Source organism: Paenibacillus barengoltzii G22, from assembly GCF_000403375.2.
Taxonomy (GTDB): Bacteria; Bacillota; Bacilli; order Paenibacillales; family Paenibacillaceae; genus Fontibacillus; species Fontibacillus barengoltzii.
In genome coordinates this window covers 1110549-1135807 of the sequence record NZ_KE159652.1, presented here as the reverse complement: position 1 = coordinate 1135807, position 25259 = coordinate 1110549, and the positions used below count along the sequence as shown (strand labels likewise).

General features: G+C 53.6%; 27 protein-coding genes. 4 read left to right on the top strand and 23 right to left on the bottom strand.

All coding sequences use genetic code 11. From position 1 onward, the window contains the following. Positions 1 to 90: 90 nt before the first annotated feature. Genes C812_RS05280 through arsC form a run of 3 tightly spaced genes read left to right on the top strand, consistent with a single transcriptional unit; the run spans position 91 to position 1935 of the window. Positions 91 to 414 (top strand): ArsR/SmtB family transcription factor, encoded by a 324-nt coding sequence (locus tag C812_RS05280; protein WP_016311641.1) that lies wholly within the window; start codon positions 91 to 93, stop codon positions 412 to 414. Positions 415 to 430: 16 nt separating this feature from the next. After that, complete coding sequence (arsB, locus tag C812_RS05275; protein WP_016311640.1) at positions 431 to 1486, top strand: ACR3 family arsenite efflux transporter; 1056 nt, start codon at positions 431 to 433, stop codon at positions 1484 to 1486. A gap of 20 nt (positions 1487 to 1506) precedes the next feature. Beyond that, a complete protein-coding gene (gene arsC, locus C812_RS05270) occupies positions 1507 to 1935 on the top strand; it encodes an arsenate reductase (thioredoxin) (RefSeq protein ID WP_016311639.1) in 429 nt (142 codons plus the stop codon). Between the two features lie 106 nt (positions 1936 to 2041). Here the strand turns inward: arsC and C812_RS05265 are convergent, their stop codons facing one another. From C812_RS05265 to C812_RS05200, 14 genes are all read right to left on the bottom strand, one after another. After that, positions 2042 to 2377 carry a YolD-like family protein gene (locus tag C812_RS05265; protein ID WP_016311638.1) on the bottom strand — a complete coding sequence of 112 codons (336 nt, stop codon included), beginning with the start codon at positions 2375 to 2377 and terminating at the stop codon, positions 2042 to 2044. Continuing rightward, positions 2374 to 3618: a DNA polymerase IV gene (locus C812_RS05260; protein ID WP_016311637.1), complete on the bottom strand. Its 1245-nt coding sequence runs from the start codon at positions 3616 to 3618 to the stop codon at positions 2374 to 2376. Before C812_RS05260 ends, C812_RS05265 begins: the two co-directional genes overlap by 4 nt. Next, positions 3615 to 4004, bottom strand: a complete 390-nt coding sequence (locus C812_RS05255) for a YhjD family protein (protein WP_016311636.1) — start codon at positions 4002 to 4004, stop codon at positions 3615 to 3617. The genes C812_RS05260 and C812_RS05255 overlap by 4 nt, the downstream gene beginning before the upstream one ends. Then, positions 4001 to 4387 (bottom strand): YhjD family protein, encoded by a 387-nt coding sequence (locus C812_RS05250; protein ID WP_016311635.1) that lies wholly within the window; start codon positions 4385 to 4387, stop codon positions 4001 to 4003. Before C812_RS05250 ends, C812_RS05255 begins: the two co-directional genes overlap by 4 nt. Before the next feature lie 205 nt (positions 4388 to 4592). Then, a complete protein-coding gene (gene map, locus C812_RS05245) occupies positions 4593 to 5339 on the bottom strand; it encodes a type I methionyl aminopeptidase (protein ID WP_016311634.1) in 747 nt (248 codons plus the stop codon). Beyond that, positions 5336 to 6019, bottom strand: a complete 684-nt coding sequence (locus C812_RS05240) for a TetR/AcrR family transcriptional regulator (protein WP_016311633.1) — start codon at positions 6017 to 6019, stop codon at positions 5336 to 5338. The genes map and C812_RS05240 overlap by 4 nt, the downstream gene beginning before the upstream one ends. 223 nt (positions 6020 to 6242) lie before the next feature. Next, complete coding sequence (locus tag C812_RS05235) at positions 6243 to 6533, bottom strand: stage VI sporulation protein F (protein ID WP_016311632.1); 291 nt, start codon at positions 6531 to 6533, stop codon at positions 6243 to 6245. Positions 6534 to 6637: 104 nt separating this feature from the next. Continuing rightward, positions 6638 to 7516 (bottom strand): MurR/RpiR family transcriptional regulator, encoded by an 879-nt coding sequence (locus C812_RS05230; protein WP_244268273.1) that lies wholly within the window; start codon positions 7514 to 7516, stop codon positions 6638 to 6640. A 91-nt stretch (positions 7517 to 7607) separates the two neighbouring features. Further along, positions 7608 to 9062 (bottom strand): PTS transporter subunit EIIC, encoded by a 1455-nt coding sequence (locus C812_RS05225; RefSeq protein WP_016311630.1) that lies wholly within the window; start codon positions 9060 to 9062, stop codon positions 7608 to 7610. 42 nt (positions 9063 to 9104) lie between these two features. Next, complete coding sequence (gene murQ, locus C812_RS05220; RefSeq protein ID WP_016311629.1) at positions 9105 to 10010, bottom strand: N-acetylmuramic acid 6-phosphate etherase; 906 nt, start codon at positions 10008 to 10010, stop codon at positions 9105 to 9107. Positions 10011 to 10309: 299 nt separating this feature from the next. Beyond that, positions 10310 to 12361 (bottom strand): ATP-dependent DNA helicase RecG, encoded by a 2052-nt coding sequence (recG, locus tag C812_RS05215; RefSeq protein ID WP_036624353.1) that lies wholly within the window; start codon positions 12359 to 12361, stop codon positions 10310 to 10312. Between the two features lie 322 nt (positions 12362 to 12683). Continuing rightward, complete coding sequence (locus C812_RS05210; RefSeq protein WP_009225262.1) at positions 12684 to 13556, bottom strand: DegV family protein; 873 nt, start codon at positions 13554 to 13556, stop codon at positions 12684 to 12686. 25 nt (positions 13557 to 13581) lie between these two features. After that, positions 13582 to 15357, bottom strand: a complete 1776-nt coding sequence (locus C812_RS05205) for a DAK2 domain-containing protein (protein WP_036624351.1) — start codon at positions 15355 to 15357, stop codon at positions 13582 to 13584. Positions 15358 to 15372: 15 nt separating this feature from the next. Further along, positions 15373 to 15732: an Asp23/Gls24 family envelope stress response protein gene (locus C812_RS05200; protein ID WP_016311626.1), complete on the bottom strand. Its 360-nt coding sequence runs from the start codon at positions 15730 to 15732 to the stop codon at positions 15373 to 15375. Between the two features lie 211 nt (positions 15733 to 15943). Here C812_RS05200 and rpmB point away from each other — a divergent pair, with 211 nt between their 5' ends. After that, positions 15944 to 16132 carry a 50S ribosomal protein L28 gene (gene rpmB / locus C812_RS05195; protein WP_009225259.1) on the top strand — a complete coding sequence of 63 codons (189 nt, stop codon included), beginning with the start codon at positions 15944 to 15946 and terminating at the stop codon, positions 16130 to 16132. Positions 16133 to 16288: 156 nt separating this feature from the next. Here rpmB and spoVM read toward each other — a convergent pair whose 3' ends face one another. The 9 genes from spoVM to def all read right to left on the bottom strand — a co-directional run bounded on the left by spoVM (position 16289) and on the right by def (position 25254). Continuing rightward, positions 16289 to 16369 carry a stage V sporulation protein SpoVM gene (spoVM, locus tag C812_RS05190; RefSeq protein WP_036621610.1) on the bottom strand — a complete coding sequence of 27 codons (81 nt, stop codon included), beginning with the start codon at positions 16367 to 16369 and terminating at the stop codon, positions 16289 to 16291. A gap of 138 nt (positions 16370 to 16507) precedes the next feature. Further along, positions 16508 to 17182, bottom strand: a complete 675-nt coding sequence (gene rpe / locus C812_RS05185; protein WP_016311625.1) for a ribulose-phosphate 3-epimerase — start codon at positions 17180 to 17182, stop codon at positions 16508 to 16510. A gap of 4 nt (positions 17183 to 17186) precedes the next feature. Next, entirely contained in the window at positions 17187 to 18101 is a 915-nt protein-coding gene (rsgA, locus tag C812_RS05180; protein ID WP_016311624.1) for a ribosome small subunit-dependent GTPase A, read from the bottom strand. Positions 18102 to 18133: 32 nt separating this feature from the next. Next, positions 18134 to 20314 carry a Stk1 family PASTA domain-containing Ser/Thr kinase gene (gene pknB / locus C812_RS05175; RefSeq protein ID WP_016311623.1) on the bottom strand — a complete coding sequence of 727 codons (2181 nt, stop codon included), beginning with the start codon at positions 20312 to 20314 and terminating at the stop codon, positions 18134 to 18136. Then, a complete protein-coding gene (locus C812_RS05170; RefSeq protein WP_016311622.1) occupies positions 20311 to 21084 on the bottom strand; it encodes a Stp1/IreP family PP2C-type Ser/Thr phosphatase in 774 nt (257 codons plus the stop codon). The genes pknB and C812_RS05170 overlap by 4 nt, the downstream gene beginning before the upstream one ends. Before the next feature lie 6 nt (positions 21085 to 21090). Next, a complete protein-coding gene (gene rlmN, locus C812_RS05165) occupies positions 21091 to 22137 on the bottom strand; it encodes a dual-specificity RNA methyltransferase RlmN (RefSeq protein WP_016311621.1) in 1047 nt (348 codons plus the stop codon). Positions 22138 to 22290: 153 nt separating this feature from the next. Then, positions 22291 to 23811, bottom strand: coding sequence for a 16S rRNA (cytosine(967)-C(5))-methyltransferase RsmB (rsmB, locus tag C812_RS05160; RefSeq protein WP_016311620.1), 1521 nt, complete (start codon positions 23809 to 23811; stop codon positions 22291 to 22293). Next, positions 23808 to 24761 carry a methionyl-tRNA formyltransferase gene (gene fmt, locus C812_RS05155; RefSeq protein ID WP_016311619.1) on the bottom strand — a complete coding sequence of 318 codons (954 nt, stop codon included), beginning with the start codon at positions 24759 to 24761 and terminating at the stop codon, positions 23808 to 23810. The genes rsmB and fmt overlap by 4 nt, the downstream gene beginning before the upstream one ends. A 10-nt stretch (positions 24762 to 24771) precedes the next feature. Beyond that, complete coding sequence (gene def, locus C812_RS05150) at positions 24772 to 25254, bottom strand: peptide deformylase (RefSeq protein ID WP_016311618.1); 483 nt, start codon at positions 25252 to 25254, stop codon at positions 24772 to 24774. Between the last annotated feature and the right edge of the window lie 5 nt (positions 25255 to 25259).

Genomic DNA, 25259 nt, shown 5'->3' with positions numbered 1-25259 from the left:
ATGAGGAGGGCGTAAATTTCGGTATTGACTTTTTTTAATACAAATAACAATATGGTTATATGGTTTTAATATGGGGTGATAATCATGACAATGGAATTTGAAAAGATAGCGGATATTCTGAAAGCTCTAGCCGATCCGACAAGGTTGAAAATCCTCTCTTTGCTCCGTATTCGCGATTGCTGCGTGTGTGAACTGGTTCCCATCTTTAACATTTCCCAGCCAGCCATTTCTAAACATGTAAGCCGTCTAAAAACGGCTGAATTGGTCCGCGAAACGCGAAAGGGGCAATGGGTGTTCTATTCGATCAACGAGAAGCGGTTAGAGGAAATTGGTTATGCTCTGTCCCATTTGCCTGATCTGTCCGAGGAGCTGCGGAAATTGGAGCAACGAGGAATGACAGTTACATGCGAGTAAAGGGAGTGTACAGTAATTGAGTAAACAAAAGAAAAAGCGACTCTCATTTCTGGATCGCTATTTGACGTTATGGATTTTTATTGCGATGGCGATAGGAATTGGCTTGGGTTACGTATTTCCTAACTTTGTCGCCGGTTTGAATGAATTTCAAGTTGGAACCACGTCGATACCGATTGCACTTGGCCTTATTTTAATGATGTATCCGCCGCTGGCGAAAGTACGATACGAAGAAATCGGCCGTGTCTTTCGAAATGGCAAAGTGTTATCCATTTCATTGATTCAAAATTGGCTTATCGGCCCGATCTTAATGTTTTTCTTGGCTATAATTTTTCTCCAAGGTTATCCAGAATATATGGTCGGCCTGATCATGATCGGTTTAGCCCGCTGTATTGCAATGGTTATCGTCTGGAATGATTTGTGCAGAGGGGATGCCGAGTACGCGGCGGGACTCGTTGCTTTCAACTCGATCTTTCAAGTTTTGTTTTACTCCGTCTACACCTATATCTTTGTTACGATTTTGCCGGGATGGTTCGGGTTGGAGGGCGTCGTTGTTGATATTACGATGGTCGAAGTCGCCAAGAGCGTGTTTATTTATTTAGGGATACCGTTTGTAGCCGGAATGATTACTCGCTATTCGCTTGTAAAAGCAAAAGGGCGATCCTGGTACGAAACGGTCTTTATTCCAAAAATCAGTCCCATCACACTTATCGCATTGCTGTTTACGATTATCGTCATGTTCTCACTGAAAGGCGAGATGATCATCCAATTGCCTTCGGATGTCGTGAGGATCGCGATTCCGCTATTAATTTATTTTGTCGTTATGTTCCTGATTTCGTTCTTCATGGGCAAAAAAGCCGGAGCTGACTATCCAGTGACTTCTACACTGGCATTTACCGCCTCGGGAAATAATTTTGAGTTGGCAATCGCTGTTGCCGTTGGGGTCTTTGGAATTCATTCCGGCGCTGCATTTGCGGCCGTGATCGGACCTCTTGTAGAAGTCCCTGTGATGATTGCGTTGGTCAACGTCGCGCTCCGATTTCAGCGAAAGTACTTTTCAAAGGAAGCTGCTTAACATAAACAGGAGGTATCATCATGTCAGATAACAAAAAACTCGTTTATTTTCTTTGCACAGGAAACTCTTGCCGCAGCCAAATGGCGGATGGTTGGTTGAAGGCGCTCGGTAATGATCGGTACGAAGTAAAAAGCGCCGGGTTGGAGGCACATGGGCTGAATCCGCGTGCCGTCCAGGTGATGAAGGAAGCTGGCGTCGATATTAGCGGTCATACATCGGATGTTATCGATCCGGAGATTTTGAATCGGGCTGACTATGTGATTACGTTATGCGGCCATGCAGACGAACATTGTCCGGTGATTTCGAATAAAAACGTCGTGAAGTGGCATTGGGGCTTCGATGATCCAGCCAAGGCAACCGGCACCGAGGAAGAAATCATAAGCCAATTTCGAGCAGTTCGGGACGCGATTAAGTCGCGTGTCGAAAAGTTTCTTGCTGAAGACTGCTAATCTGTCAACATTATCCTAACTTTGCATATTTCAATAAAAAGAGCTATCCCGGAAGCCGTCTACGACGACTTTTAAGGATAGCTCTTCAGGCATTCTTTATTTCATATCATTTCCACATACCATCAATAATGTCCGATAGCTTGATCCAACGAAAATCATTTCCATCAGTGATTCTGATGTTTTTTTGTTGCAGATCGATCTTCGTCACGACTCCGGTTATTTCCGCTCGATTCAATTCGCCAAATAATACTAAAGTGATCTCTTTCCTGAGCTGCATGGATTCAGCAATGAGCCTGGAGATCCGTTCCATCTCTTGATCATCTAATTGCGGCCGCGTGTTCTTTCTCAAATTCTGCTGGTGCATGAGATAAGCTTCCTTGTGCTCTGGAAGCATCATTCTTGACGATTCGAACAAGCCGTTTCCTTTCAGTTTTTTGCTCATTTATAATGTCCTCCAATTTTTTGCGCACGATCCCGCGCCTGGCCCGACACTTTTAAAGAAGAGGCCCTCATAATCGCGGTGCTTCCGTATTTCTCCTTAATTCGGTCCGTGGTTCTTTCCAAGGCTAACTTAACTTCGCGGTTATTGAACAAAGTAAGCTGATATTCCTGGTCGCTTACTAACTGACTTAAAGTGACCCCAATTTTGCGAACAGGCAACCCATCCCAATGACGTTTAAACAGTTTTTTCGCTGCGTCGAACACCTCATCCGTGAGGCTCGTCGGGTCGGGTAATTTCATTTGTCTGTAGAAGCCGGAAGGGTGATCAAAATCGGCCCCTTGGCATCCTACCGAGACCACCCAGCCCATATACCCTTTCGTTCGAGCTCGTTGACACACTAACTCCGACAGCTCTAACAAGGGAACCATGATGTCATCAAACTCCCAGTAATCGTAGGGAAGGGTCATTTGATGACCGATGGCTTTTTGCAAATCATGTGTACTTGGCGTTACCGGGGAATGATCCTTGCCGTTGGCAATGAGCCACAGAACTTCCCCATTCACTCCCCATTTGGCTCTTAATTTGGTCAGGGGAGTCTGGGCCAGCTGGCCAATGGTATATATCCCCATTCTCATTAAATGCCGGCGCATCCGGGAGCCCACCATAAACATCTGATGAATCGGCAACGGCCAAAGCACTTCTTGCACGTCTTTCACAGGCAAGTAAAAAATCCCTGAGGCATTCCGTTTGGCGAAATTATCGCAGGCCATTTTGGAGAGCACCTTATTTTCACTAATTCCAATGCGTACACGAACTCCCGTCTCCTTCATGACTTTATCCTGAATGCTCCGCGCAATGTTATCAGGACCGCCAAAAAGCTGTAAGCTTCCCGTGACATCCAAATACTGTTCATCGATGCTGTACGGCTCGACCAAGTCCGTGTAGGATTGATAAATTTCTGTAATTTGCAAGGATACCCTGATGTATTCCTCCATACGGGGACGAATGACCACAAGATCCGGGCATTTGGCAAGTGCCTCTCCCAGCCTCTCTGCCGTAGTGATCCCATATTGCTTGGCAAGGGGACACGCGGCGAGGATAATCCCGGAACGACGCGCGGGGTCTCCTGCAACCACAACAGGTTTGTCTGCATACTCGGGGTGGGCCGCTTTTTCAACACTTGCGTAAAAGGATTGACAATCCGCCAGCATGATGACTCGACTTTTGTTATCGCTTTTCATAGGCTGTCGCTCCTTAAGTCGACGTTAAGATACTTACTCAAATATTGATTAAGCTCCGCTTTCACCAAGCTCCAAAGCATGGAAAATCTATGTTGATAGCCCCTGCACAAATAGCGGGCCTCCATGCCCAATTCAGTGCGTTGTTGCTCGAACACCTTGATCCCTCTGTCGCGCATTTGTTTCCGAACCGACGTCAAATCTGCAGTGATCACATCTTGGGCAGTGTGTAAGGCTCTTGCGTATACCACGTCCATCTTTAGCTTTACGGTCCCTAATGCTCTCATATCCCTTTCCAACACATCCAAGAGAAGAGGGAGTAGAATGTATTCTTTGACCAGTTGAAGATCTTCTTCCGTCTCCAAGGGCGCTGGGGGGATGCCTTTCATGAGGACATCCCCTCTTTCGTCCCATCGATCCCTAGATAGGCGCAAAGCCGACGGATCAGTTCCGCCTTCACCAATCCCCAGAGCATGGAGAACTCGTACGTATACCCCCGGCATAAATAGCGGGCTTCAATCCCCAGGTTCGTCCGCCGCTCTTCGAATACCTTCAGTCCATGCTCACGCATGCCTTGGCGCACCCGGGCCAAATCCGCGGCTGCGGCGTTCTGCAGCAAGCGGATCAGCCCCTTGTATACCTGAGGCAGCTTCAACGAAGCGGATGCCAATGCGCGCTGGTCTCGTTCCAGCACATCAAGCAACAGAGGAAGCAGCACATATTGCTTGATCATCTCCGCTTCCTCCTGCGTTTGCCAGGGAATAGGGCTCATGCGTCTCCCTTCTTCATGCTGTCTGTCATATGCTCACCCTCTAATCAGAACGTCTGTTCCTATTATATTCATAATACGAACAAATATTCCCTTTCGCAACAGGTTTATGTTGGATAATTTGGCAGAGCGAAAGCATGCCAAAAAAAGCGGAGCCCTTGTCCCTTCGGACTTTGGGCATCCGCCTTCCTTTCCTGCTTGCTGCTGCTTATTGAGCTGTTAAAATCAGCGGTCCGTCCGCCGTCAGCGCGATCGTATGCTCGAATTGGGCCGACAATTTGCCGTCCGCCGTACGCGCCGTCCAGCCGTCATCGTCAATCATGATGCGGAACGTGCCTTCATTGATCATCGGCTCAATCGTAAACACCATGCCTTCCTTAAGCCGAATGCCCTTACCCGCTACGCCGACATGCTCGTAGTTGGGCTCCTCATGCAGGCTGCGTCCGATCCCATGACCCAGCAGATCGCGCACGACGGAATACCCGTTCGCTTCCGCATGCTTCTGAATTGCTGAAGTCACATCGCCCAGCCGGTTGCCCGGAATCGCTTGGGCGATCCCCAGCTCCAGACATTCCTTCGTCACCCGCATCAACTTTTCCGCCTCAGGACTCACCTGACCTACCGCATAACACCAGCACGAATCGCCAAACCAGCCATCCGCCTCCGCCACGATGTCCAGCTTAAGCAGATCGCCGTTCTGCAGCGGCCGGTCGGAAGGGAAACCATGGGCTACCACATCGTTTACTGAAGCGCAGGTTTCGGCCGGAAACCCGTTGTATCCTTTCGTAAACTGCTTGCCGCCCAGTTTCGTAATATGCCGGGCGACGAAATCATTAATTTCCTTGGTCGTCACTCCGGGTTGAATCATTTTGGCGACTTCCCGGTGACAATCCGCAACAATTTGATTCGCCCGTTTCATCTCTTCGATTTCCCGCGGCGATTTTAAAATGATCATTCAGCTCTCACTCCTTCGAGGGTCTGTCGGGTTCGCTCCGACAGCCGATACAATAGCAGGCGCGCAATGTCTTCCGCTTCATGGTCCAGCGTGCCTTGGCGCAGCGGAGAGCCGGCGCAACCGGCCAGCGCAGCCAGCAACCGTTCTGCCTGCCGGACGCCCTCTCCAACGGCTTCTTGTCCCGCCGCTGCTGTGCTCGCAGTCGCAACGATCACACCGGACCCCGGCGATCCCCCATGCTCCAGCACCGCGGCGAACGGCTGCAACACCTGACGGCGGAACGTCTCCGCCAGCGGCAGCGCCCGCGCTTCTGGAAGCATCTGGAATCCATCCGCCGCCAGCTTATACAACAGATAAACGCCGTGATCCTTGGCCCACAACTTCAGCAGCCGAGTGCCGGCTGCAACAAGGGAAACGGCGGCCGCTTCCGGCTCCGCCGGCCTCAGGTCGATCCATTCCCCGGCCCGGTCCATCGCCGTCCACAGCACGTCATACAGCAGATCCCCTTTATTGCTGTAATAGTGGTAGACCGTACCGTAACCAAGCCCGGCCTCAGTGGCCACGTCCCGAATCTCTAGCGTCAGGCCTTTCTCCAGAAACACATCGGCGGCCGCGACACGAATTTGAGCCAATCGGCGCAGCCTGATTTCTTCATTTTGTTCCTTCGTACGCGGGGTCATCCGCCACAACCTCCCTTATTTTTGACCTACTATCATGTCAATATAAAACAAAACACGGAGATTGGCAAGCAGAAATCACTCCTGGCGCTCCTGTGCCCCGCTTATGTATCGTTTAGCTTATCCCGCCTGTCCCCGGATCATCCTCCGAAAAAATAGCAAAAGGCCGCCGGGGTACCTCCCCAGGGCCTTATCACCCGTCCCGCTGCATCGCTGCGCACTTACTTTAGCGGAACATTCCCCATAACCGCAGCAAGTGAAGCGTATTTCGCGGGTCGATTCGCTGATCGATAACGAATTGGACGATCTGCTCTTCTTGAACGCCGCTTAATCTTTCGCCAAGCACAGAAGCGGCCGTTCTAACGAGCCTGCGCACCTTAACGCGATCCTGCAAATCCGCGCGGGTGAGGCCGTCGACGACCTGTTTCATCCGCTCTTTGATCGCCGGATTTTTCATTTTGAACTTCACCCGTTCGACCAGCTGCGGACTGATTCCATACTGATAATAGCTGGGCATCGTGACTAGCACCTCCTGTCCCGTCATTTCCGGACTTCAACCCTAATATATGACGGTAAGGCTGTCCATAGTGCCTGAAAATCCAAAAGCACGCAAGAAACCCGCTAGTTCTGTTTGAGGAACGCCGTTGCCTCATGGGTTTGACTCAATCTGAGGATTGTCTCTTCGTATTGCGTCGAGGCGTACGCAAAGAACAAAATATCGATCATGACCAATTGCGTAAGCCGCGAGCTGGACGCCCCGCTGCGCAAGGTTGCTTCCGGTGCCTGCGGCGTATACAGCATCAAATCGGCCAGCTCGGCTACTTTATGATTGCCAAAACGGGACAAGCCGATGGTGCGCACGCCGTACTTTTGGGCAACCCGGAACAATTGCAGCACTTCCTTGGTGTTCCCGCTGTAAGAGATCCCCATAAACAAAGCCCCCGGCGGAGCGCTGGCCAGCGCGGCCGCAATCAGGTGCTCGTCCTGCAGAGCGAACGCTTGCTTCCCTAAGCGCAGCCACTTTTGCGCAGCATCCGCCGCAACGATTGCCGAAGCGCCTACCCCGTACATATGGATGACGGAAGCTTGTCGGAAGCTGTCCACCACCTGTTCAATCAGTCCGGGCTGCAGGTGAAGCATCATATCTTGAATCGCTTGCAGACTATTGGAGACCGTTTTCTGAATAACGTTTTGGAGCGTCTCCCCACGTTCGATGTCATAATAACCCGGTCGTTGAGGTTTGGCATTATCGACCGACAAACGCATTTTCAGATCAGGAAAACCGCTCAGCCCCAGCGAACGGCAAAGCCGGGTAATCGCCGCCGCACTGGTCCCCGCTTTATCGGCGACTGCATGAATACTTAAGCCGGAGACTTCCGCCGAAGCCGCCAAAATATATTGGGCCGCCTTTCGTTCCGATTCAGGCAGTTGTTCCAGCATGGCCTCCATTTGCGTAAGTATACTTCCCGTCGTCACGGGCATCCCCTCCGTTTTCCCCATCCGTCTGATGCTTATTTCCAATTCCCTAAAACGCAAAAGAAACGCGGCAGCCCGGTAAAAGGCAGCCCAACGTTTCTTCTGCTGACTTGTATTATCTATTATGCTCTATAAGCATCTGCTTTGTAAAACCAAAGAAATACGTGAGCAAGAATCCGGCGATATAAGAGACAACGAGCCCGGCCAAGTAACCGAGAATCGTCATGCCGATTCCCATCGGTCCTTGAATCAGCGGGATCAGGACAAGGCCGGAAGGTCCAATCGCGACCGAACCGATGAAGTTCCCGGTCATTGCGAACAAACCAAGCACAGCCCCGCCAAAACCACCGCCGAGACAAGCGGTGATAAACGGCCGGCCCAGAGGCAGGCTGACCCCGTAAATGAGCGGTTCACCGATGCCAAGAAATCCGACGGGCAACGCCCCTTTGATCATGTTGCGCATCCGGGAGTTCTGCTTCAGCTTGATATAAATGGCGATCGCCGAGCCAACTTGACCTGCGCCTGCCATAGCTAGGATCGGCAGCAACGCGGTGTATCCAACCTGCGAAATCAATTCAGCATGGATCGGAATGAGCGCCTGGTGCAAGCCGAACATAACCAACGGCAGGAACAGCGAAGCGAGTACAAATCCGGACAGCGGTCCGCCATGGGCTAGCAGCCAAGTAGTAGCCTGTCCGATGCCTTGAGAGATAATACCGCTGACCGGCATCAGGAAGAACACGGTAACTAAGCCGGCAAGCAGCAACGCAATTGTAGGAGTGACGATGATATCAATTGCTGCCGGCATCCGTTTTCGGATCCATTTTTCCAACACCGAGATCAACCCTGCCGCCAAAATCGCCCCGATGATACCGCCCTGTCCCGCATTCAGCTTAATTTCCCCAAACAAGGGATAGGTGTAAGAGATATTCGCCACCGCCGGTGCAACGATAATCGCCGCCACAGCACCGCCAAGCGCGGGCGTTCCTCCAAACTCTTTCGCGGCATTCACCCCGGCAAAGATCGTCAAATATCCGAAGAAGGCCGAACCAATGACGCTGATAATCGGTTGGAGCGTCAGCAACCAATCCGCCCCATTGCCGGAGGTAATCAGGTTGTTGATCAGACCTGCAATACCGTTAATGATCCCGGCCCCGACCAACGCAGGAATCAGTGGAATAAAGATGTTGCCGATTTTACGCAGAAAATTTTTGAAAGGCGTGTTGTTCTTCTTCTTAAGCTCGGCCTTGATGTCCGAGCCCTCGCGGAGCGCCGCCGTTTGACCGCCAGTTGCAGCTCCTTGACCGCCGCCGTGACCCTGCGCTTTCAGAAGTTTGCCAAATTCCTCCGCCACACTATTGACAACCCCCGGACCGAGGATCACTTGATACGTCTCATCATCCACCGCCCCAAGTACGCCCTCGATCTGTTTAAGCCCAGTTTCATCAATTTGGCTGCGATCCCGGACCGACACCCGCAACCGGGTCATGCAGTTTGTATATTGCTCCACATTGTCAGAACCGCCGATGGATTCCAAGATCCGTTTCGCCATCGTTTCATATTTGCTCATTGGGAAGCCTCCTGCCTCTATAGGATGGTCTAACTTTTTTTCTTAACGTATTGCAGTCGCAGACTTCGCAGCTTTACCGATAAACCCTTGGTTCTCCTCTAATTTCTCCAAAGCGACCTCATACGAATATCCCGTCAAAATCATCAGAATCGCCGGTTTCGGTTTACCTTCGGTAAGGCGCAAGGTGTTCTCCGCAGTTGATGCATCGCAGCCGGTTGCCTCCATCACGATCCGCTTCGCGCGATCGGCCAGTTTCTCATTGGTGGGCTGAACATCAACCATCAAATTGCCGTAAACCTTACCTAAGCCGATCATCGACGCGGTAGACAGCATATTGCAGACCAGCTTCTGCGAGGTTCCTGCCTTCAGCCGTGTCGACCCGGTCAGCACCTCGGGACCGTTCTCGATCTCGATTGCGATATCGGAAATGGTGCTAATCACCGCATTCTTGTTACAACTGATACTAATCGTTTTGGCACCCATTTGCTTCGCGTATTCCAATCCCCCGATGACATAAGGTGTACGACCGCTGGCAGCGATTCCAACGACTGCATCCTTGGCGGTAAGCTCGAGGTTTTGCAGATCGATGCGCCCCAGCTCGGCCCGATCCTCTGCTCCCTCAACGGCCTTGATAAAAGCGTTGCTTCCGCCTGCGATCAGACCAACCACCTGGTCCGGGGAAGTCCCAAATGTCGGCGGACACTCCACCGCATCCAGCAAGCCGATCCGTCCGCTCGTGCCGGCTCCCATATAAATCAGTCGACCGCCCTTTTTTAGCGATTCCGTAATGGCAGTCACGGCTTGGGCGATTTTGGGGATTTCCTTTTTCACCGCTCCAGCAACTTTCGCGTCCTCCTCGTTCATCACCGTAAGCAGCTCAGTTACATCCATTTCATCCAAACGCATCGTTCGCTCGTTTCTCGCCTCAGTTGTCAAATTTTCCAGCATTTCAGATACACTCCTTTGTTTGCAACAACCCTAGTTGTAAGTGTTTTCGACATGATTATAATTCATTTGATATTTTATTTCAATATATAACTTTTTGGTTGAAATAATATGTCAAACCATGTCACTTCTTGCTAGTTGAAGAGGTTAGAACGTATCCGCTTCAGGCCTGACATCCCAGATATTCCAGTAAAAAGAGCAACGCTAGACGCAACCTGTCAACTTTAGGATGGATTTTCGGGTAAAAAATAACCGTCCGCGGATCCCGCGAACGGTTGGATACTTGCTTTTTCGTATGAAATTTAATCGATCAGCTCACCTTGAAAAACCTGCTCCCGCCGCAGATAATCCCGCAGCGGTCCGTACTCGGGCGAAGTCCAGAACGCTTCGCCCGCAACCAGCCGGGCGGCGTCGTCCCGCGCCGCCTCCAGCACCGCGTAGTCGCTGACCATGTCCGCGACACGAAAATCCGGCACGCCGCTTTGCTTCGTGCCGAAGAAATCCCCGGGACCCCGCAGCTCCAGGTCCCGCCGAGCCACCTCGAAGCCGTCGTCCGTATCGGTCATGACCTTCATCCGCTCCTGACCCACCTCCGACTTCGGATCGGCGATAAGCACGCAATACGACGCGTGCTCCCCCCGGCCAACGCGCCCGCGCAGCTGGTGGAGCTGGGACAAGCCGAAGCGGTCGGCATCCATCACGATCATCAGCGTGGCGTTGGGCACATCGACGCCGACCTCTACGACGGTCGTCGAGACGAGCAGCTGCACCTCGTTCTCGTAGAACGCGCGCATCACTTCGTCCTTCTCCGCCGCGGTCATCCGCCCGTGCAGCAGCCCGACCTTCATGTTCGGGAACGCCTGCTGCATCGACACGTACAAGTCAATAGCGTTCTGCACATCCAGCTTGTCCGACTCTTCGATCAGCGGGCAGATGACGTAGGCTTGACGGCCTTGCGATACCTCCCGCTCAATAAAGCCAAGCACGCGGTCCATCATGCTGTGCTTCACCCAATAGGTCGTGATCGGCTTGCGTCCCTTCGGACGCTCCGACAAGGTGGATACGTCCATATCGCCAAAGGCGGTAATCGCCAGCGTACGCGGAATTGGCGTGGCCGTCATCGTCAGCACGTCCGGGTTAAAGCCTTTGCGCCGCAAAATGCTGCGCTGATTCACGCCAAACCGGTGCTGCTCATCGGTGATGACCAAGCTCAGCGACCGAAAGAACACGTCCTCTTGGATTAACGCATGCGTCCCCACCACGATGTCGGTGAGCCCCATTTGTAGCGAGCCGAGCAAATCCTTGCGTTTGCGTCCCGTCACACTGCCGGTCAACAGGCCGACCGTGATACCAAACGGCTCAAACAGCCGGGACAGGGAGCGCATATGCTGCTCGGCCAAAATTTCCGTCGGCACCATAAAAGCACCCTGGTGCCCCGACTTCACCGCCGCATACAACGCGATGGCGGCGATGACCGTCTTGCCGGAACCGACGTCGCCTTGCAGCAATCGGTTCATGCAATAAGGCGAGCGCATATCCTTTAGAATTTCCAGCTCCACCTTCTTCTGAGCATCGGTCAGCTCAAACGGCAAGCTGCGCACGAATTCCCGAATCGTGGCGTTATCCACCACATGCGCAACCCCGTCCATCCGCTCGTGGTTCATCGCCCGATACGCCTGCAGCTTGAGCTGGAACAGGAACAGCTCCTCGTACACCATACGGCGCCGCGCTTGCTGCCCCTCCTCACTGTCCTGCGGCTGGTGCAGCCGCAAAATCGCCGTCTTGCGGGGCATCAGCCCATATTTGCGAAGCAGTTCGAGCGGCAGAATCTCCGGGATCATTTCCCCATATTGCTGCAGAGCTTGTCCAATCGTCTTCCGCATCCACTGCTGCGTAATTTTACCGCCGACCGAATAGACCGGCTGCAAACTGCCGCTGCGGAGCGTCCCGCGGTCGGGGAACTCCGACTCGGACACCGTCAGCTGGCTGCGACGCATGTCCCATTTGCCGGTCAGGATAATCTCTCGTCCCGTCGTCAGCTGATCCTTGAGGAAATGACGGTTAAACCATGTCGCCGTGAACATCCAGTCATCGGCGATCATTTTGCAGGTGAGGCGGGATTTGCGCCCGTACCGTTGCAGGACCGGAAGCCCCATGATTTTCGCCTGTACCGTCACCTTGTCTCCGTCCTTCACTTCCGTCAAGGAGCGCAGCCGGTAATCCTCATACCGGAACGGATAATATTCAATCAAATCATTCACCGTAAAGATGCCAAAGGCGTGAAGCTCTTCTTGTTTAAGAGCGCTCACGCCGCTGACTTGCTTTACGGGGATGTGATGTAAATCCAACTTCATCCCCTCACTTTATAGAGGTAGTTCAAAAACGCATCTTCGGATCATGAAGCGCGGGCGCAAGCCCGGTGGGCAGTCTAACGGACACCAGAGGCGTTAATCCACCAGTTCTCGATAACTTCCGTTTCTAACGGACCGAGCAGCCCTTATTTGGATCAAAACCAACCAGATACCGTTCGTATATGCCAAATAAGGTCTCCGGAGTCCGTTAACGCAGGAAATATCCGGGAAATAAGCAAATAAGGTCTTTACAGTCCGTTAGATTTGCTGTCCAGGCACAACGACTTGCTTCATCCGGACATCACCAGTTTCGCCCCTAGCCCCATCACTTCGCCGGCCAAATAAACGTCGCCACGGTCCCCGGACCTACGTGCGTTCCAACCACGGCACCGATGCTGTTGCGGACAACCTCATGCAGCGTAAAGTGCTGCCGCAGCAGAGCCAGGATCTCCTCGGAGCCTTCCGGATTCACGCAATCGCAAACGGCCACGTTAATGTCCTTCACCCCGGCAAAATCATTCACAAACAACTCGATGACGCGGGCCATAGCCTTCTTGCGGCCTCGGACTTTATCGACAGCGTAAATCACGCCCTCCTGGTCCACCGACAAGATCGGCTTAATGTTCAGCAGGTTGCCCAGAATGGCTGCGGCTTTACCGATCCGTCCGCCTTTTTGCAAGTATTCCAGCGTATCGACGAGAAAATATAACCGACGCGCCTTCCCTAGCCGCTCAACCTCGGCTCGAATCTCCTCGACCGAAGCCCCTTGCTTCGCCATCCGCGCGGCATGCACAACCTGAAGGCCAAAGCCGTACGTCGCACACAGCGAGTCAATGACCGTGACATCGACCGGATGCCCCAGCTCTTCTTCCAGCATCTCCTTCGCCAGCACTGCGGATTGATAAGTTCCGCTCATCCCGGAAGAGATATGGATCGAAATGATCGGTGAACCGGGATAGGCGGCAAGCAAGTTGCGGTATACCTCCACATACTGAGACGGCGAGGTCTGCGAAGTGGTAGGCAGTTCCTTCGATTTGATCAACTTATCGTAGAACTCTTCCGCGGTGATGTCGATGCCTTCAAGATAAGATTGGTCTCCGAAGGCCAGCCGCATCGGTACGATGTGGATGCCGTATTCCGAGACAGTCGCCTGCGGGATATCCGCCGTACTGTCGGCAATAATGACAGCCTGATTCATAGGTATCTTCATCCTCTCATGGGGATTAGGACTCTACCGAAAACAGATAATAATAAATCGGTTGCCCGCCGTTATGGACCTCTACCTCGACGTCGGGATATTCCTGATGAATCCAGGCCACCAGCGCATTCGTCATCTCTTCGTCAGCTTCTTCACCGGCGAGTACCGTAACGATTTCATCGCCGCCAGCGAGCATCTTGGCTAATAAACCCTGACTCGTTTCCAGCAAGCCCTCTTCAGTGGCCACAATTTTAGAATCGGCAATACCGATATAATGACCTGCGGTAATTTCCAAATCATCAAACATCGTGTCACGGACCGCATACGTCACTTGACCCGTCTTCACGTGTTGCACGGCGTTCTGCATGTTATCCGTGTTGACTTCCACGCTTTCTTCTTCTTGGAAAGCAAACGCTGCGGCAATCCCCTGAGGAATGCTCTTGCTTGGGATGACTGTCACATTGCGCTCCCCTTCAAGCAAATCACGCGCCTGCTGTGCAGCCAGAATAATATTCGAGTTATTCGGCAGAACGAACACGTGCTGAGCCGAAATCGACCGGATCGCCTTCACGAAATCTTCCGTGCTTGGGTTCATCGTCTGCCCGCCGGACAGGACGACATCCACGCCTAAGCTCTTGAAAATTTCCGAAATCCCGTCTCCAGAAGCAACGGCGATAAAGCCATAAGGCGCCAGCTCATCCGCAGGAATCCCTGCTGGATCCACCGGTTGAGCCGGTTCTGCTGGAATCTCGGCGAACAGCTCCGGCATCGGCGGCGCGGCATCCATCCCCGCGATCAACAGATCCCGGTGCTGCTCACGCATGTTCAAAATATGAATTTGTGTAATTTCACCGTAACGCAGTGCCAGATTCAGCACGTCGCCCGGCGTTTTCGAATGGACATGGACTTTGATAATCTCGTCGTCCGCGATCACGATAATCGAATCCCCATTGACCGAAAGCGCTTTCCGGAACTGATCCTCGTCAAAAACAGCATCCTTGATTTCACCGATTTTTCGATTAATGAAAAATTCCATGTCATAGAGGTATTCGATATCCTCTGTTTCGAGCTTAGCTTGTGCCGAAGTTGGAGCATGCACCGGTGCGGCCGCTGGAGCACGCAGCTCTGGTTTGGCAACGGGTGCGGGGGCTTGTCCCACTGTCGCAGCGGCTTCACTGCTGGCGCCGCCTTGCAGCCATTGTAAAAATCCTTCATAAATATAAACAAGTCCTTGACCGCCCGAATCCACGACGCCAACCTGTTTCAATACCGGCAACAGCTCCGGCGTATTCGCGAGCGCTTCCTTCGCTTTGGCCAGCACCTCGCTCATCAATTCCGTGATATCCGTTGTTCTGCGCGAATAATAGACGGCATGCTTAGCTGCTTCCTTGGCTACCGTCAGAATCGTGCCCTCCACCGGTTTGACGACCGCTTTATAAGCGGTATCTACCCCGCTTTGCAGCGCAGCGGCAAATTGGGCTGCATTCATCTCTTCCAATGATGCAGCAGAACGGCTAAAGCCACGGAACAGTTGGGACAAAATCACGCCGGAATTCCCGCGTGCGCCCATCAACAGGCCCTTGGATAAAGTGGCTGCTCTGCTGCCCAAACCTCCGGTTCCGTGATCTTTCAATTCCGTTACGCCGGCGGTCATCGTCAAATTCATATTCGTTCCAGTATCCCCATCGGGTACCGGGAATACGTTCAAGGAATTGACGTGCTCAGCATGCTCTGTCAGCCGCTTCGCGCCTGCCAATACCATAGCGGTGAAATCTGTTCCAGTTAAAGAACGCTTACTCAATGAAAATTCCCCTTCCTAGCTTGATACGCGTACACCTTGGACTACGATATTCACCTGATCCACTTCGAGTCCAACGATTTCATTTAATACGTATTTCACTTTGAGCTGTATGTTGTGTGCGACCTCGGAAATTTTCGTGCCATAACTGACTATAATATAAAGATAAATAGCTAATCGATGATTATCCAGGTTCACTTCCACACCCCGGGCCAAATTCTCGCGCCCCAGCAATTCGGCAATGCCGTCCTTGAACTGCTTTCGGCTTGCCATTCCAACCAGTCCATAACACTCCATGGCGGCCGATCCGGCGATCACCTTAATGGCTTCCTCCGAAATATCGATTCGTCCATATTCGGTCGTAAGATTTACAGCCACGCCTATCTCACTCCTTCCATAGAAATTATTATGGACTAAACTATATTGTACTATAAGAGCAGAGAGAAATAAATAAAAGAGTCGAACGTCAATAGCTGTTGACGGAGCTTTTTTTACTGTGATATTATATTTAAGTATTGTCAATAACCGTGATATTGAAGTGTTAGTGTTATTTTCAAGACAGGTGTATTTGGAACAGGAGGTGTAATGAATGGCTCGCAAATGTTATGTGACTGGCAAGAAGCCAGGCAGCGGTAACCATGTATCTCACGCAAACAATCGCAATCGGCGCTCTTGGGGCGTAAACGTGCAGAAGGTCCGGATCTTGGTAGACGGCAAACCGAAACGCGTATACGTTAGTACTCGGGCTTTGAAATCCGGTAAAGTGACCCGCGTGTAACAGACGGGACGAATTATAGACAAAAAGCACCTTTTCCTATGGAGGTGCTTTTTTACTGCGCATTTTCCCTTGAAGTCAGCGCCCAAGCAATCCTTGTTGGCGGGAACCGCCAGGCGCGCCTTCCGCTGCTCGGGGCGGGTATTCAGGCCCCGCCCGTTAGTTCTTGTGAAACGTGTTCAGTACCGCCTTAACGAATCCTCCCAAAAACTTAGGCAGCTTGAATGTGTAAAATTTCATCGTTCACCCTCCCCATCGTGCTCATGCCTTCACCCATATTCTATGTTTGATGTCATTTACCCGTGTATTCCCGCCACAAAAAAAAGGCTACATGAGAACCTTCGCTCATGTAACCAATGTATGCGCATCTTAAGGCGCCTATGCCAATCCGATCAGGCTCTCGCGGATTTCTGCCATCGCCGCACGTCGGTCAGCTTGGCCAAACACCGCATTGCCGGCGACCAGCACATCCGCTCCCGCCTCGACAACCAGCGGCGCCGTCGCCGCAGCAATCCCGCCGTCCACTTCAATCCGCAAGTCTGTTAAGCCCAGCTCATCCTTCCAGGCCTTCAGCTGCCGAATCTTGCGCAGCGTACCCGGAATAAACGCCTGTCCGCCAAAGCCGGGATTTACCGTCATAACCAGCACGAGATCAACGTCTTCCAGCACCTCGCGAACAGCTGAAGCCGGAGTGGCTGGATTAATTGCTACTCCTGCCTTCACCCCTTGCTCCTTAATGAGGTGCAGCACTCGATGCAGATGGACGCAAGCTTCCGCATGTACGGTGATCAGATGCGCACCTGCTTTGGCAAAGGCCGGGATATACTCCTCGGGCTTCTCAATCATCAGATGGACGTCCAGCGGCAGCTTGGTTTGCGGAGCGATCGCTTGCAGCACCAGCGGACCAAACGTCAGGTTCGGGACGAAATGACCGTCCATTACGTCCACATGCAGCCAGTCAGCGCCTCCCCGCTCTACGTCAGCGACCTCCTCACCCAGCTTGGCGAAATTCGCCGACAAAATCGACGGCGCGATATAGATGTTGTTGCTCATGACGTCAATACCTCCGCTTCTTGTCCTTCATCTCTTCATAGAACTGTACGTAATGTTCATAACGGCTGGCGGCGATTTCTCCTTGGTCCGCAGCCTCTCTGACCTTGCAGCCGGGCTCATGCAAATGGCTGCAGCCGCGGAATTTACAGCCCTCCGCGTAATCGGTAAATTCCCGAAAGCAGCTGGATAACTCCTCGATCCCTAACTCGAGAAAATCCAGCTGGCTAAAGCCGGGGGTATCCGCCACGTAACCGCCGTTCTCCAGCTCAATCAGCTCGACATGCCGCGTCGTATGACGTCCCCGGCCCAGCTTGAGGCTAATTTCACTTGTCTCCAGCGATAACCCGAGCATCGCGTTAAGCAGCGAGGATTTTCCGACCCCCGATTGGCCCGAGAAGACGCTGATCTCCCCAGCCAAACGGGATTTGACTTCCTCGGTTCCCATTCCGGTCACGGAGCTGGTGACAATAACCTCATAGCCGATGGATTCATACATGGCTTTGACCTGGCGAATAATTTCTGGAGTTTCTTCCGCTCCATCCTCCTCCAGCAAATCCTCCTTGGTAAGGCAGATCAGGGCTTGCAAACCCGCGTGCTCGATATGCACCAGAAACTTGTCCAGCAGCTGCAGATTGAGATCCGGCTCCCGCAGGGAGAACAGCAGCACCGCCAGCTTGGCGTTGGCGATCGGCGGACGGATCAGCTCGGTTTCCCTTGGCAGGATTTCATCCACGGTCCCTTCCCCATTCTCGGTAGGGGAATAGATCACTCTGTCACCCACCAAGGGCGTAATACCTTTCTTCTTAAAAATCCCTCGTCCGCGACACTGGATATACCCATCCGCTGCCCCAACCTGCGCCGTAGCCGGCTTCACGTAGTAGTATCCGCTTAATGCCTTCACAATCAAGCCTTCAGGCATAGATGCCGGCCTCGCTTTCATATCGGTCTGACTTATTTGTCTTTGCCCTTACCATGTTCGTTTCGTTTACCCGCCTTTCCTTTACCTTCGGCTATGCCTTGTTCCTTCTGGACCGAAGCCAGCTTACCGGATAAGATCATGCCGGTATCGGGCGGATTATCGCCCGAGTTCATATCCATGGTGTTCTCATCTTCCGTACCGCCGCCTTGGTCCGGGAATTGCGGCACAGGTACGGTTCCTTGCTTCGCATCGATATACGAGATCGGGTAAGTGTCCAGCAAGACGCCGTCACGCGTCACCGTCACGTAACCGTTCTTGTTCGGCGCCAGAACCAGGTCAACCGACAGGTATTGCGGTTTGCCTACCTTTTGCGAACCCCATTCGCGCCCTTCCCCGCGAGCATCGCCGTACACGATCGTATATTTACTGATTTGGCCTTCCTGTGCAGGTGCAGCCGGTACTTGGAACGTATAGTTAATCGCTTCCTGCGGATAGCCGGTGCTGATAAACAAGGTTACTTTTGAACCTGGTGCCACCAGATCGTCCGGGGCATAAGGCCACTGCTTCGTTACTCTGCCCGCCTCGACCTCGAAGCTCGATTCTTCTTTGATACCATCCTCTGCCAACACCAGCCCTGCGTCTCGGATCGCTTTTTCCGCTTCCGCTTGTGTCTTGTTCACGAGGTCTGGCATTTTCACCTCAGACGGTCCCTTGCTGACCTTCAGCACGATCGTATCCGTCTCTGGGTTAAAATCCTCTCCCGCTTCCGGCGATTGGCTGAGGACATTGCCTGGCTCAATCTCGGCGTTGTTTTCCTCTACTTTCTGCACGCGGGACTCGTCTACTCCAAGATCCTTCAATTGCTGGAGCGCATCATCATAGGTTTTGCCCGTTAATGACGGCATCTTCTCCGGCGGTTTCTCCGTGCTCACCTTCAAGTCGATGACCGAACCTTCCTTGACCATCGTCCCTTCCGGCTTGCTCTGCTCATAGACGATCCCTTCGTCCACGCCTTCTTTGTATTCCCGGGTGATCTCCCCGACGGCAATCCCTTTATCGGCCAAAGTTTGGATCGCCTGTTGCTCTTCTAAGTTAAGCACGTTTGGCACAGCGACTTCAGGGACGGTCACCAAGCTCGTCACATACCAGGCCACACCGGCTAAGGCGAGCAGGACAACCAGCGTCAGGCTGACCCAAAGCGTCGGCTTGCTCCAAGCCTTTTTCTTAGGAGCATTTTCCCGTTCCTCTGCCATCGTTGACCCGCCGTCGCGGGACAGTTTGGACGGCCCTGCCGCCGCACCTTGAGGTTGATACTGCGGACGAATCGCCGGAATGACTCGCGTGCTGTCTTCGTCATGATCATCTATAAAGGCCAATTTCGATTCCATTCTTCGTTCCGGCAACAAGCAGGTTTCCAGGTCGCGCAGCATCTCTTTGGCAGACTGGTAGCGTTCGTTCGGATTTTTCCGCATCGATTTCAAAATGATGTTCTCCACGCTTTGCGGAATCATCGGATTCACCATGCGCGGCTCATCAAATTGCTCCTGCAAATGCTTTAAGGCTACGCTGATGGGGCTTTCACCAAGGAACGGCAACCGACCGGTCAGCATCTGGTACAACACGATCCCCAGCGAGTACAGGTCGGATTTCTCCCCAGTGGCTACGCCTTTCGCATGCTCCGGCGAGAAATAATGCACCGAGCCCACCACTGAGCCGGTTTGCGTAATGGTCGCCGACGTGACGGCACGGGCAATCCCGAAATCGGTCACTTTGACGCGTCCGTTTCGTCCAATCAATATGTTATGCGGTTTGATATCCCGGTGAATAATTTGGTTATGATGGGCGTGGTCCAGCGCATCGGCGATTTGCGACGCAATGCGAACGGCTTCTTCAACCTGCAGCGGGGCCCGCTCCTTAATAATTTCGTTGAGATTCTGCCCTTCAACGTATTCCATCACGATGTAATGGATCTCATCTTCTTGTCCAACGTCATACACGCTGACGATATTCGGGTGCGACAAGGATGCAGCAGACTGCGCCTCCCGGCGGAAACGCCGGATAAATTCCTCGTCGTTCACAAATTGTTGACGCAGCACTTTGATGGCCACGTAGCGGTTCAGCAGCAGGTCCTGCGCTTTGTAGACAAGCGCCATGCCCCCTCCGCCGATCCTCTCGATAATTTGATAACGACCGCCCAATTCGTGTCCGATCATGAATTCCACTCCTTTTTGCCCGACCCGGCATCCTCATGTTGTTCCAGCAGGGCAACGCTAATGTTATCGTCGCCTCCTGCGTTCAGCGCCAGCTGGAGCAATTGGTCGGCCCGGCCCTGTAACCCAAGATCTTCTGATCCTAGCGTCAGAGCCATTTGTTCCGGTGTTACGTAGTTGCTGAGACCGTCGCTGCAGAGCAGCAAAATATCCCCCGGCTCCAACGACACCCGGTTCAAGTCGACCTCAACTTGCTCATCGGTTCCCAGCGCGCGGGTTACGACATTCCGATGCGGATGCACCGTCGCCTCCTCCGCGCTGATCTGGTTGTTCTTGAGCAGCTCATTGACCAGCGAGTGGTCATCCGTCAGTTGGACGAGCTGGCCCTGCCGGAAATGGTAGGCCCGGCTGTCACCGATATGGGCGATCACGCCGTCGCGGCCTGCGAAGATCCCCGCAACAACTGTGGTGCCCATGCTATGGTACTCCACATGCTCTGACGCTTTGCGGAATACGGCTTCGTTCGCGTGAAGAATCGCCTTCTTCAATTCTTCCCCGCAAGCCTCCGCCGACAACCCTGCCGGCAGCGATACCAAATCCTCGGTAATGGTATCTACCGCCATGCGGCTGGCAATGTCTCCAGCCTGATGGCCGCCCATTCCGTCCGCAACAATCGCCAGCGTGTATCCGGATTCCAGCTGGTCCACCCAGGTACAATCTTCATTGACGGAACGGACTCGTCCCACATCACTTACAAACACACAATTCATCACATTCGCTCACCTCGCACCAGACTCCATGTGCTTCGCCCGCAATTGTCCGCAGGCAGCGGCAATATCATGGCCTTGCTCCCGGCGGATGGTCACATTGATGCCTTTATCCGCCAATACGCGCTGAAACTTAAAAATATCGTTACGCGACGTTCTCACATACTTACGCTCCGGCACATAGTTGACTGGAATCAAATTGACGTGGCAAAGCATATCCTTGATCACGTCGGCCAGTTCCTCCGCATGCTCCGGCTGGTCATTCACCCCGCCGATCAGCGCGTACTCGAACGTAATGCGGCGGCCGGTTTTGGCGATGTAATAACGGAGCGCCTCCATCACGTCGTCAAACGGAAAGCGCCGGTTGACCGGCATCAACTTCGAGCGGAGCGCATCATTTGGCGCATGGATCGAAATCGCCAAGTTAATTTGCGTATTCTCGTCCGCAAACCGATAAATGTTCGGGACAATCCCGCTCGTTGATACAGTAATATGCCGTTGTCCGATGTTCAAGCCCTTTTCATGGATCATAATCCGTAAAAATTTCATCGTGGCATCATAGTTTTCAAATGGCTCGCCGGTCCCCATGATCACGATGCTGCTGACGCGTTCGCCTTTGGCGTCCAGAATCTTTTGCGCCTGCACGACCTGGGCGACGATTTCTCCCGGCGTCAGATTCCGCTTCAGCCCCCCTAATGTCGAGGCACAAAACGTACAGCCGACCTTACAGCCGACCTGGGTGGTCACGCAGATGCTGTTGCCATAGTTATGCTTCATGATGACCGTTTCAATAGCATGATCATCATGCAGCCCGAACAGGAACTTCACCGTTCCGTCCTTAGATTCCAGCTTCGTAATCTCCTGCAGCGTAACGAACGCAAATTCGTCATTTAGCTTCTGCCGAAGCGCCTTGGACAGGTTGGTCATCTCATCGAAGGAGCTGACGCGCTTGACGTACAGCCAATCGAAGATCTGCCCTCCGCGAAACGCGGGTTCTCCCTGCGATACGGCCCATTCCTGTAATTCTTCCAACGTATAATCATATATAAAAGGTTTCATCTTCACACACCTGTCCATCTCGATTTTGAAAAGTTGCCCACTCATTCTTCCCATTTTATCATAAATTGGCTTCCGACTAAAGTCGACCTTCCGGCCGCAGCGGCGCAAAAAGGCCAAGCCCGCCGTTTCAAACGGCTGCTTGACCTTGGCATGTCAATTCTTCTCTATCAACTTCCTGCGAAGTCGGACGATATAAAACCCATCTGAGTGAGCGTCCTGCGGCAAAATCTGCAGGCCAGCCTCGACTCGCCCAGCGGCAGCTGCCAAAGCACCACGTTCCTTCCAGCTGATCAGCTCATCCGCCAGCTCGAATTCCGGATGGCGGCTCAGGAAGGAGGCGACCATCTCGGCATTTTCTCGCGGCTCAATCGTGCAAGTGCTGTAGACGAGCAAGCCGCCCGGCTTGAGCAGTCTGCTCACCGAATCAAGCAATGCCTTCTGGATGCCGGTGATCTCCGTGATGTCCTCCGGCGTCTTCGCCCACTTCAAGTCCGGCTTGCGGCGAATCACGCCAAGTCCGGAACAAGGAGCGTCCAGCAAAATCCGGTCGAAGGAAGCGGCCTCCAGCCGCTCCGCGAGCTGCAGTGCGTCGCCTGACAACGTATCGACGTTGTCCAGCCCCAGCCGCTTGGCATGCTCCTCGATCAGCTTCGCCTTGTGCGGATGGATGTCGTTCGCCAGCACCCGGCCGCGGCCTTCCATGATCTCAGCGATATGGCATGTCTTGCCGCCGGGCGCAGCGCAGCAGTCCAGTACATTCATCCCTGGCTGGGGATCCAACGCTTCGGCAACCAGCATAGAGCTTTCGTCTTGTACGGAAATCAAGCCTTCCCGGTAGCAGGAGGTCAGCGCCATATTGCCGCCGCTGTGAACGACGATGCCGTCCGGGGAGATCGGCGAGGCCGAGGCTCGCAACCCTTGCTCCTCCATGAGGCGCAACACCTCGTCCCGACTCGCTCTCGTGCGATTAACTCGAACGCTGACCGAAGGCGGCTCATTGTTGGCACGGCAGATCGCCTCTGCGGCAGATTCGCCGTATTGCCGGATCCAGAGCGCCACCATCCATTCCGGGTGCGAATGCTCCAGGGCAATGCGCTGCACAGGGGCCAGTCCCTCCGGTAAATGCAACTCCGCTTTGCGGCGCAGCACGTTGCGAAGCACGCCGTTCACCATGCCGGATATCCCCTGATGCCCCTTGCGTTTCGCCAGGTTCACCGCTTCGTTCACAGCGGCATGCGGAGGGATCCGGTCCAGATATTGCAGCTGATAGAAGCTAAGTCGAAGCAGATTACGCACCCAAGGCGCTAATTTCGCCAGCCCCTTCGTCACAAACTGCTCGAGAAAATAATCGATCGTGTTCAACCGCTGTATGGTGCCGTAGACGAGCTCGGTAGCCAGGCCTGCGTCCGGCCCGGTTAATCCGGACCTTTGCAGCGCTCCATTCAGCAGTAAATTGCTGTAGGCTCCTTCCTGCTCAACGGCGGTCAGCACTTGCAGCGCTACGCTGCGGGCCGATGCAGCCGTCTGATTTCGACCGCCCCCGCGGGATGAAGGCGTGCCAGACGGCTTATTTACTCCCCCGCTGCGGCTGGCTTGTCCAGCTGTTTTCGCGCTGATTCCAGGTCCTTTGACACCGCCCGAGCCTGAACCCGGCCGCTTTTCGGTGCCGCTCATGACAAGACCGTCCCAACTTGCATTACGCCGCCGCGAATGAAATCGCCGGCCTCCATCGCCTTCTTACCAGCGGGCTGCACCCGGGTCAACCATACCGCGCCGTCCCCGGTTTTCACTTTGATGCCCTGCGCCGATAGCTCCAGCACCGTCCCGGGCACTGGTTCAGATGCCTTACCGTTCGCAGAGGCTACTGTCTCCGCAGGTTTGGCCACCGCCCAAACCTTAAAGACCTCGCCGTTCCAGGTCGTAAACCCGCCGGCAAAAGGCACCAGTCCCCGCACGCGATCATAAATTTGCCGCGAGGTTGCGCTCCAATCGATGCGCTCATCCTCCCGCGTCAAATTTGGTGCATAGGTCGCTTCCGCATCGTTCTGCGGAATCCGGTCTGCCTTGCCGTCAAGGATCAACGGCAGCTGCTCCAGCAGCAGCCGTGCCCCGGCTTCACTCAGCTTCTCGAACAACGTCCCCGACGTATCCTCATCGTCGATCGGCACCACCGTCTTGGCGATCATATCGCCGGTGTCAAGCCCCTCGGCCATGTACATCAAGGTGATGCCCGTTTCTTTCTCGCCGTTCATAATCGCCCGCTGGATCGGCGCCCCGCCGCGGTATTTCGGCAGCAACGAGCCGTGCACGTTCAGGCAGCCGTACTTCGGCAGGTCGAGCACGCCCTTCGGCAAAATTTGGCCGTACGCTGCAGTGACGATCAAGTCGGGCTGCAAAGCGGCGACCTCCGCCACCGCCTCCGGCGCACGCATCCGCGTCGGCTGCAGCACCGAAAGCCCATGACGCAAAGCGGCTTCCTTGACCGGCGTTGGCGTCAGCACTTTTTTGCGCCCCTGCGGCCGATCCGGCTGCGTGACCACGCCTACGACGTTGTATCCTTCGCGCAGCAGTCCTTCCAGCGAAGGCACCGCAAACGCCGGCGTCCCCATAAATACGATATTCATCGGGCGCTGTTCACTCCTTCTCTTCACCCTCAGGGGTAATTTCGTACACTCTTTCCGCAATGTCCGTATACAATACACCATTGAGATGGTCGATTTCATGCTGGAACGCGCGCGCTAGCAGCTCGGAGCCCGTATAAGTCACTTCGTTGCCGTTGCGGTCCAGTCCCTTCACGGTAACGGTCATAGCACGGCGAACATCCCCGCGATATCCCGGAATACTGAGGCAGCCTTCCGGCCCGAATTGCTCACCTTCCTTGGACACGATCTCGGGATTGATCAACTCAATCAGTCCGTGCTCATCGCCGACATCAACCACGATCACCCGCTTGAGGATGCCGATTTGCGGCGCAGCCAGACCTACGCCCTCCGCGTCGTACATCGTCTCCGCCATATCCGTCAACAGTTTTTGAATATTCGGCGTAATCTTCTTCACTTCTTTAGCTACCTGATGTAGCACTTCATCCGGTTCCTTCACAATAATCCGAATCGCCATGATGG

Coding starts and splice junctions, on each gene's coding strand:
- C812_RS05280 (WP_016311641.1), top strand. CDS start 91: ATGGAATTTGAAAAGATAGCGGATATTCTGAAAGCTCTAGCCGATCCG.
- arsC (WP_016311639.1), top strand. CDS start 1,507: ATGTCAGATAACAAAAAACTCGTTTATTTTCTTTGCACAGGAAACTCT.
- C812_RS05265 (WP_016311638.1), bottom strand. CDS start 2,377: ATGAGCAAAAAACTGAAAGGAAACGGCTTGTTCGAATCGTCAAGAATG.
- C812_RS05260 (WP_016311637.1), bottom strand. CDS start 3,618: ATGAAAAGCGATAACAAAAGTCGAGTCATCATGCTGGCGGATTGTCAA.
- C812_RS05255 (WP_016311636.1), bottom strand. CDS start 4,004: ATGAAAGGCATCCCCCCAGCGCCCTTGGAGACGGAAGAAGATCTTCAA.
- C812_RS05250 (WP_016311635.1), bottom strand. CDS start 4,387: ATGAGCCCTATTCCCTGGCAAACGCAGGAGGAAGCGGAGATGATCAAG.
- map (WP_016311634.1), bottom strand. CDS start 5,339: ATGATCATTTTAAAATCGCCGCGGGAAATCGAAGAGATGAAACGGGCG.
- C812_RS05240 (WP_016311633.1), bottom strand. CDS start 6,019: ATGACCCCGCGTACGAAGGAACAAAATGAAGAAATCAGGCTGCGCCGA.
- C812_RS05235 (WP_016311632.1), bottom strand. CDS start 6,533: ATGCCCAGCTATTATCAGTATGGAATCAGTCCGCAGCTGGTCGAACGG.
- C812_RS05230 (WP_244268273.1), bottom strand. CDS start 7,516: ATGGGGAAAACGGAGGGGATGCCCGTGACGACGGGAAGTATACTTACG.
- C812_RS05225 (WP_016311630.1), bottom strand. CDS start 9,062: ATGAGCAAATATGAAACGATGGCGAAACGGATCTTGGAATCCATCGGC.
- murQ (WP_016311629.1), bottom strand. CDS start 10,010: ATGCTGGAAAATTTGACAACTGAGGCGAGAAACGAGCGAACGATGCGT.
- recG (WP_036624353.1), bottom strand. CDS start 12,361: ATGAAGTTGGATTTACATCACATCCCCGTAAAGCAAGTCAGCGGCGTG.
- C812_RS05210 (WP_009225262.1), bottom strand. CDS start 13,556: ATGAATCAGGCTGTCATTATTGCCGACAGTACGGCGGATATCCCGCAG.
- rpmB (WP_009225259.1), top strand. CDS start 15,944: ATGGCTCGCAAATGTTATGTGACTGGCAAGAAGCCAGGCAGCGGTAAC.
- spoVM (WP_036621610.1), bottom strand. CDS start 16,369: ATGAAATTTTACACATTCAAGCTGCCTAAGTTTTTGGGAGGATTCGTT.
- rpe (WP_016311625.1), bottom strand. CDS start 17,182: ATGAGCAACAACATCTATATCGCGCCGTCGATTTTGTCGGCGAATTTC.
- rsgA (WP_016311624.1), bottom strand. CDS start 18,101: ATGCCTGAAGGCTTGATTGTGAAGGCATTAAGCGGATACTACTACGTG.
- pknB (WP_016311623.1), bottom strand. CDS start 20,314: ATGATCGGACACGAATTGGGCGGTCGTTATCAAATTATCGAGAGGATC.
- rlmN (WP_016311621.1), bottom strand. CDS start 22,137: ATGAAACCTTTTATATATGATTATACGTTGGAAGAATTACAGGAATGG.
- rsmB (WP_016311620.1), bottom strand. CDS start 23,811: ATGAGCGGCACCGAAAAGCGGCCGGGTTCAGGCTCGGGCGGTGTCAAA.
- fmt (WP_016311619.1), bottom strand. CDS start 24,761: ATGAATATCGTATTTATGGGGACGCCGGCGTTTGCGGTGCCTTCGCTG.
- def (WP_016311618.1), bottom strand. CDS start 25,254: ATGGCGATTCGGATTATTGTGAAGGAACCGGATGAAGTGCTACATCAG.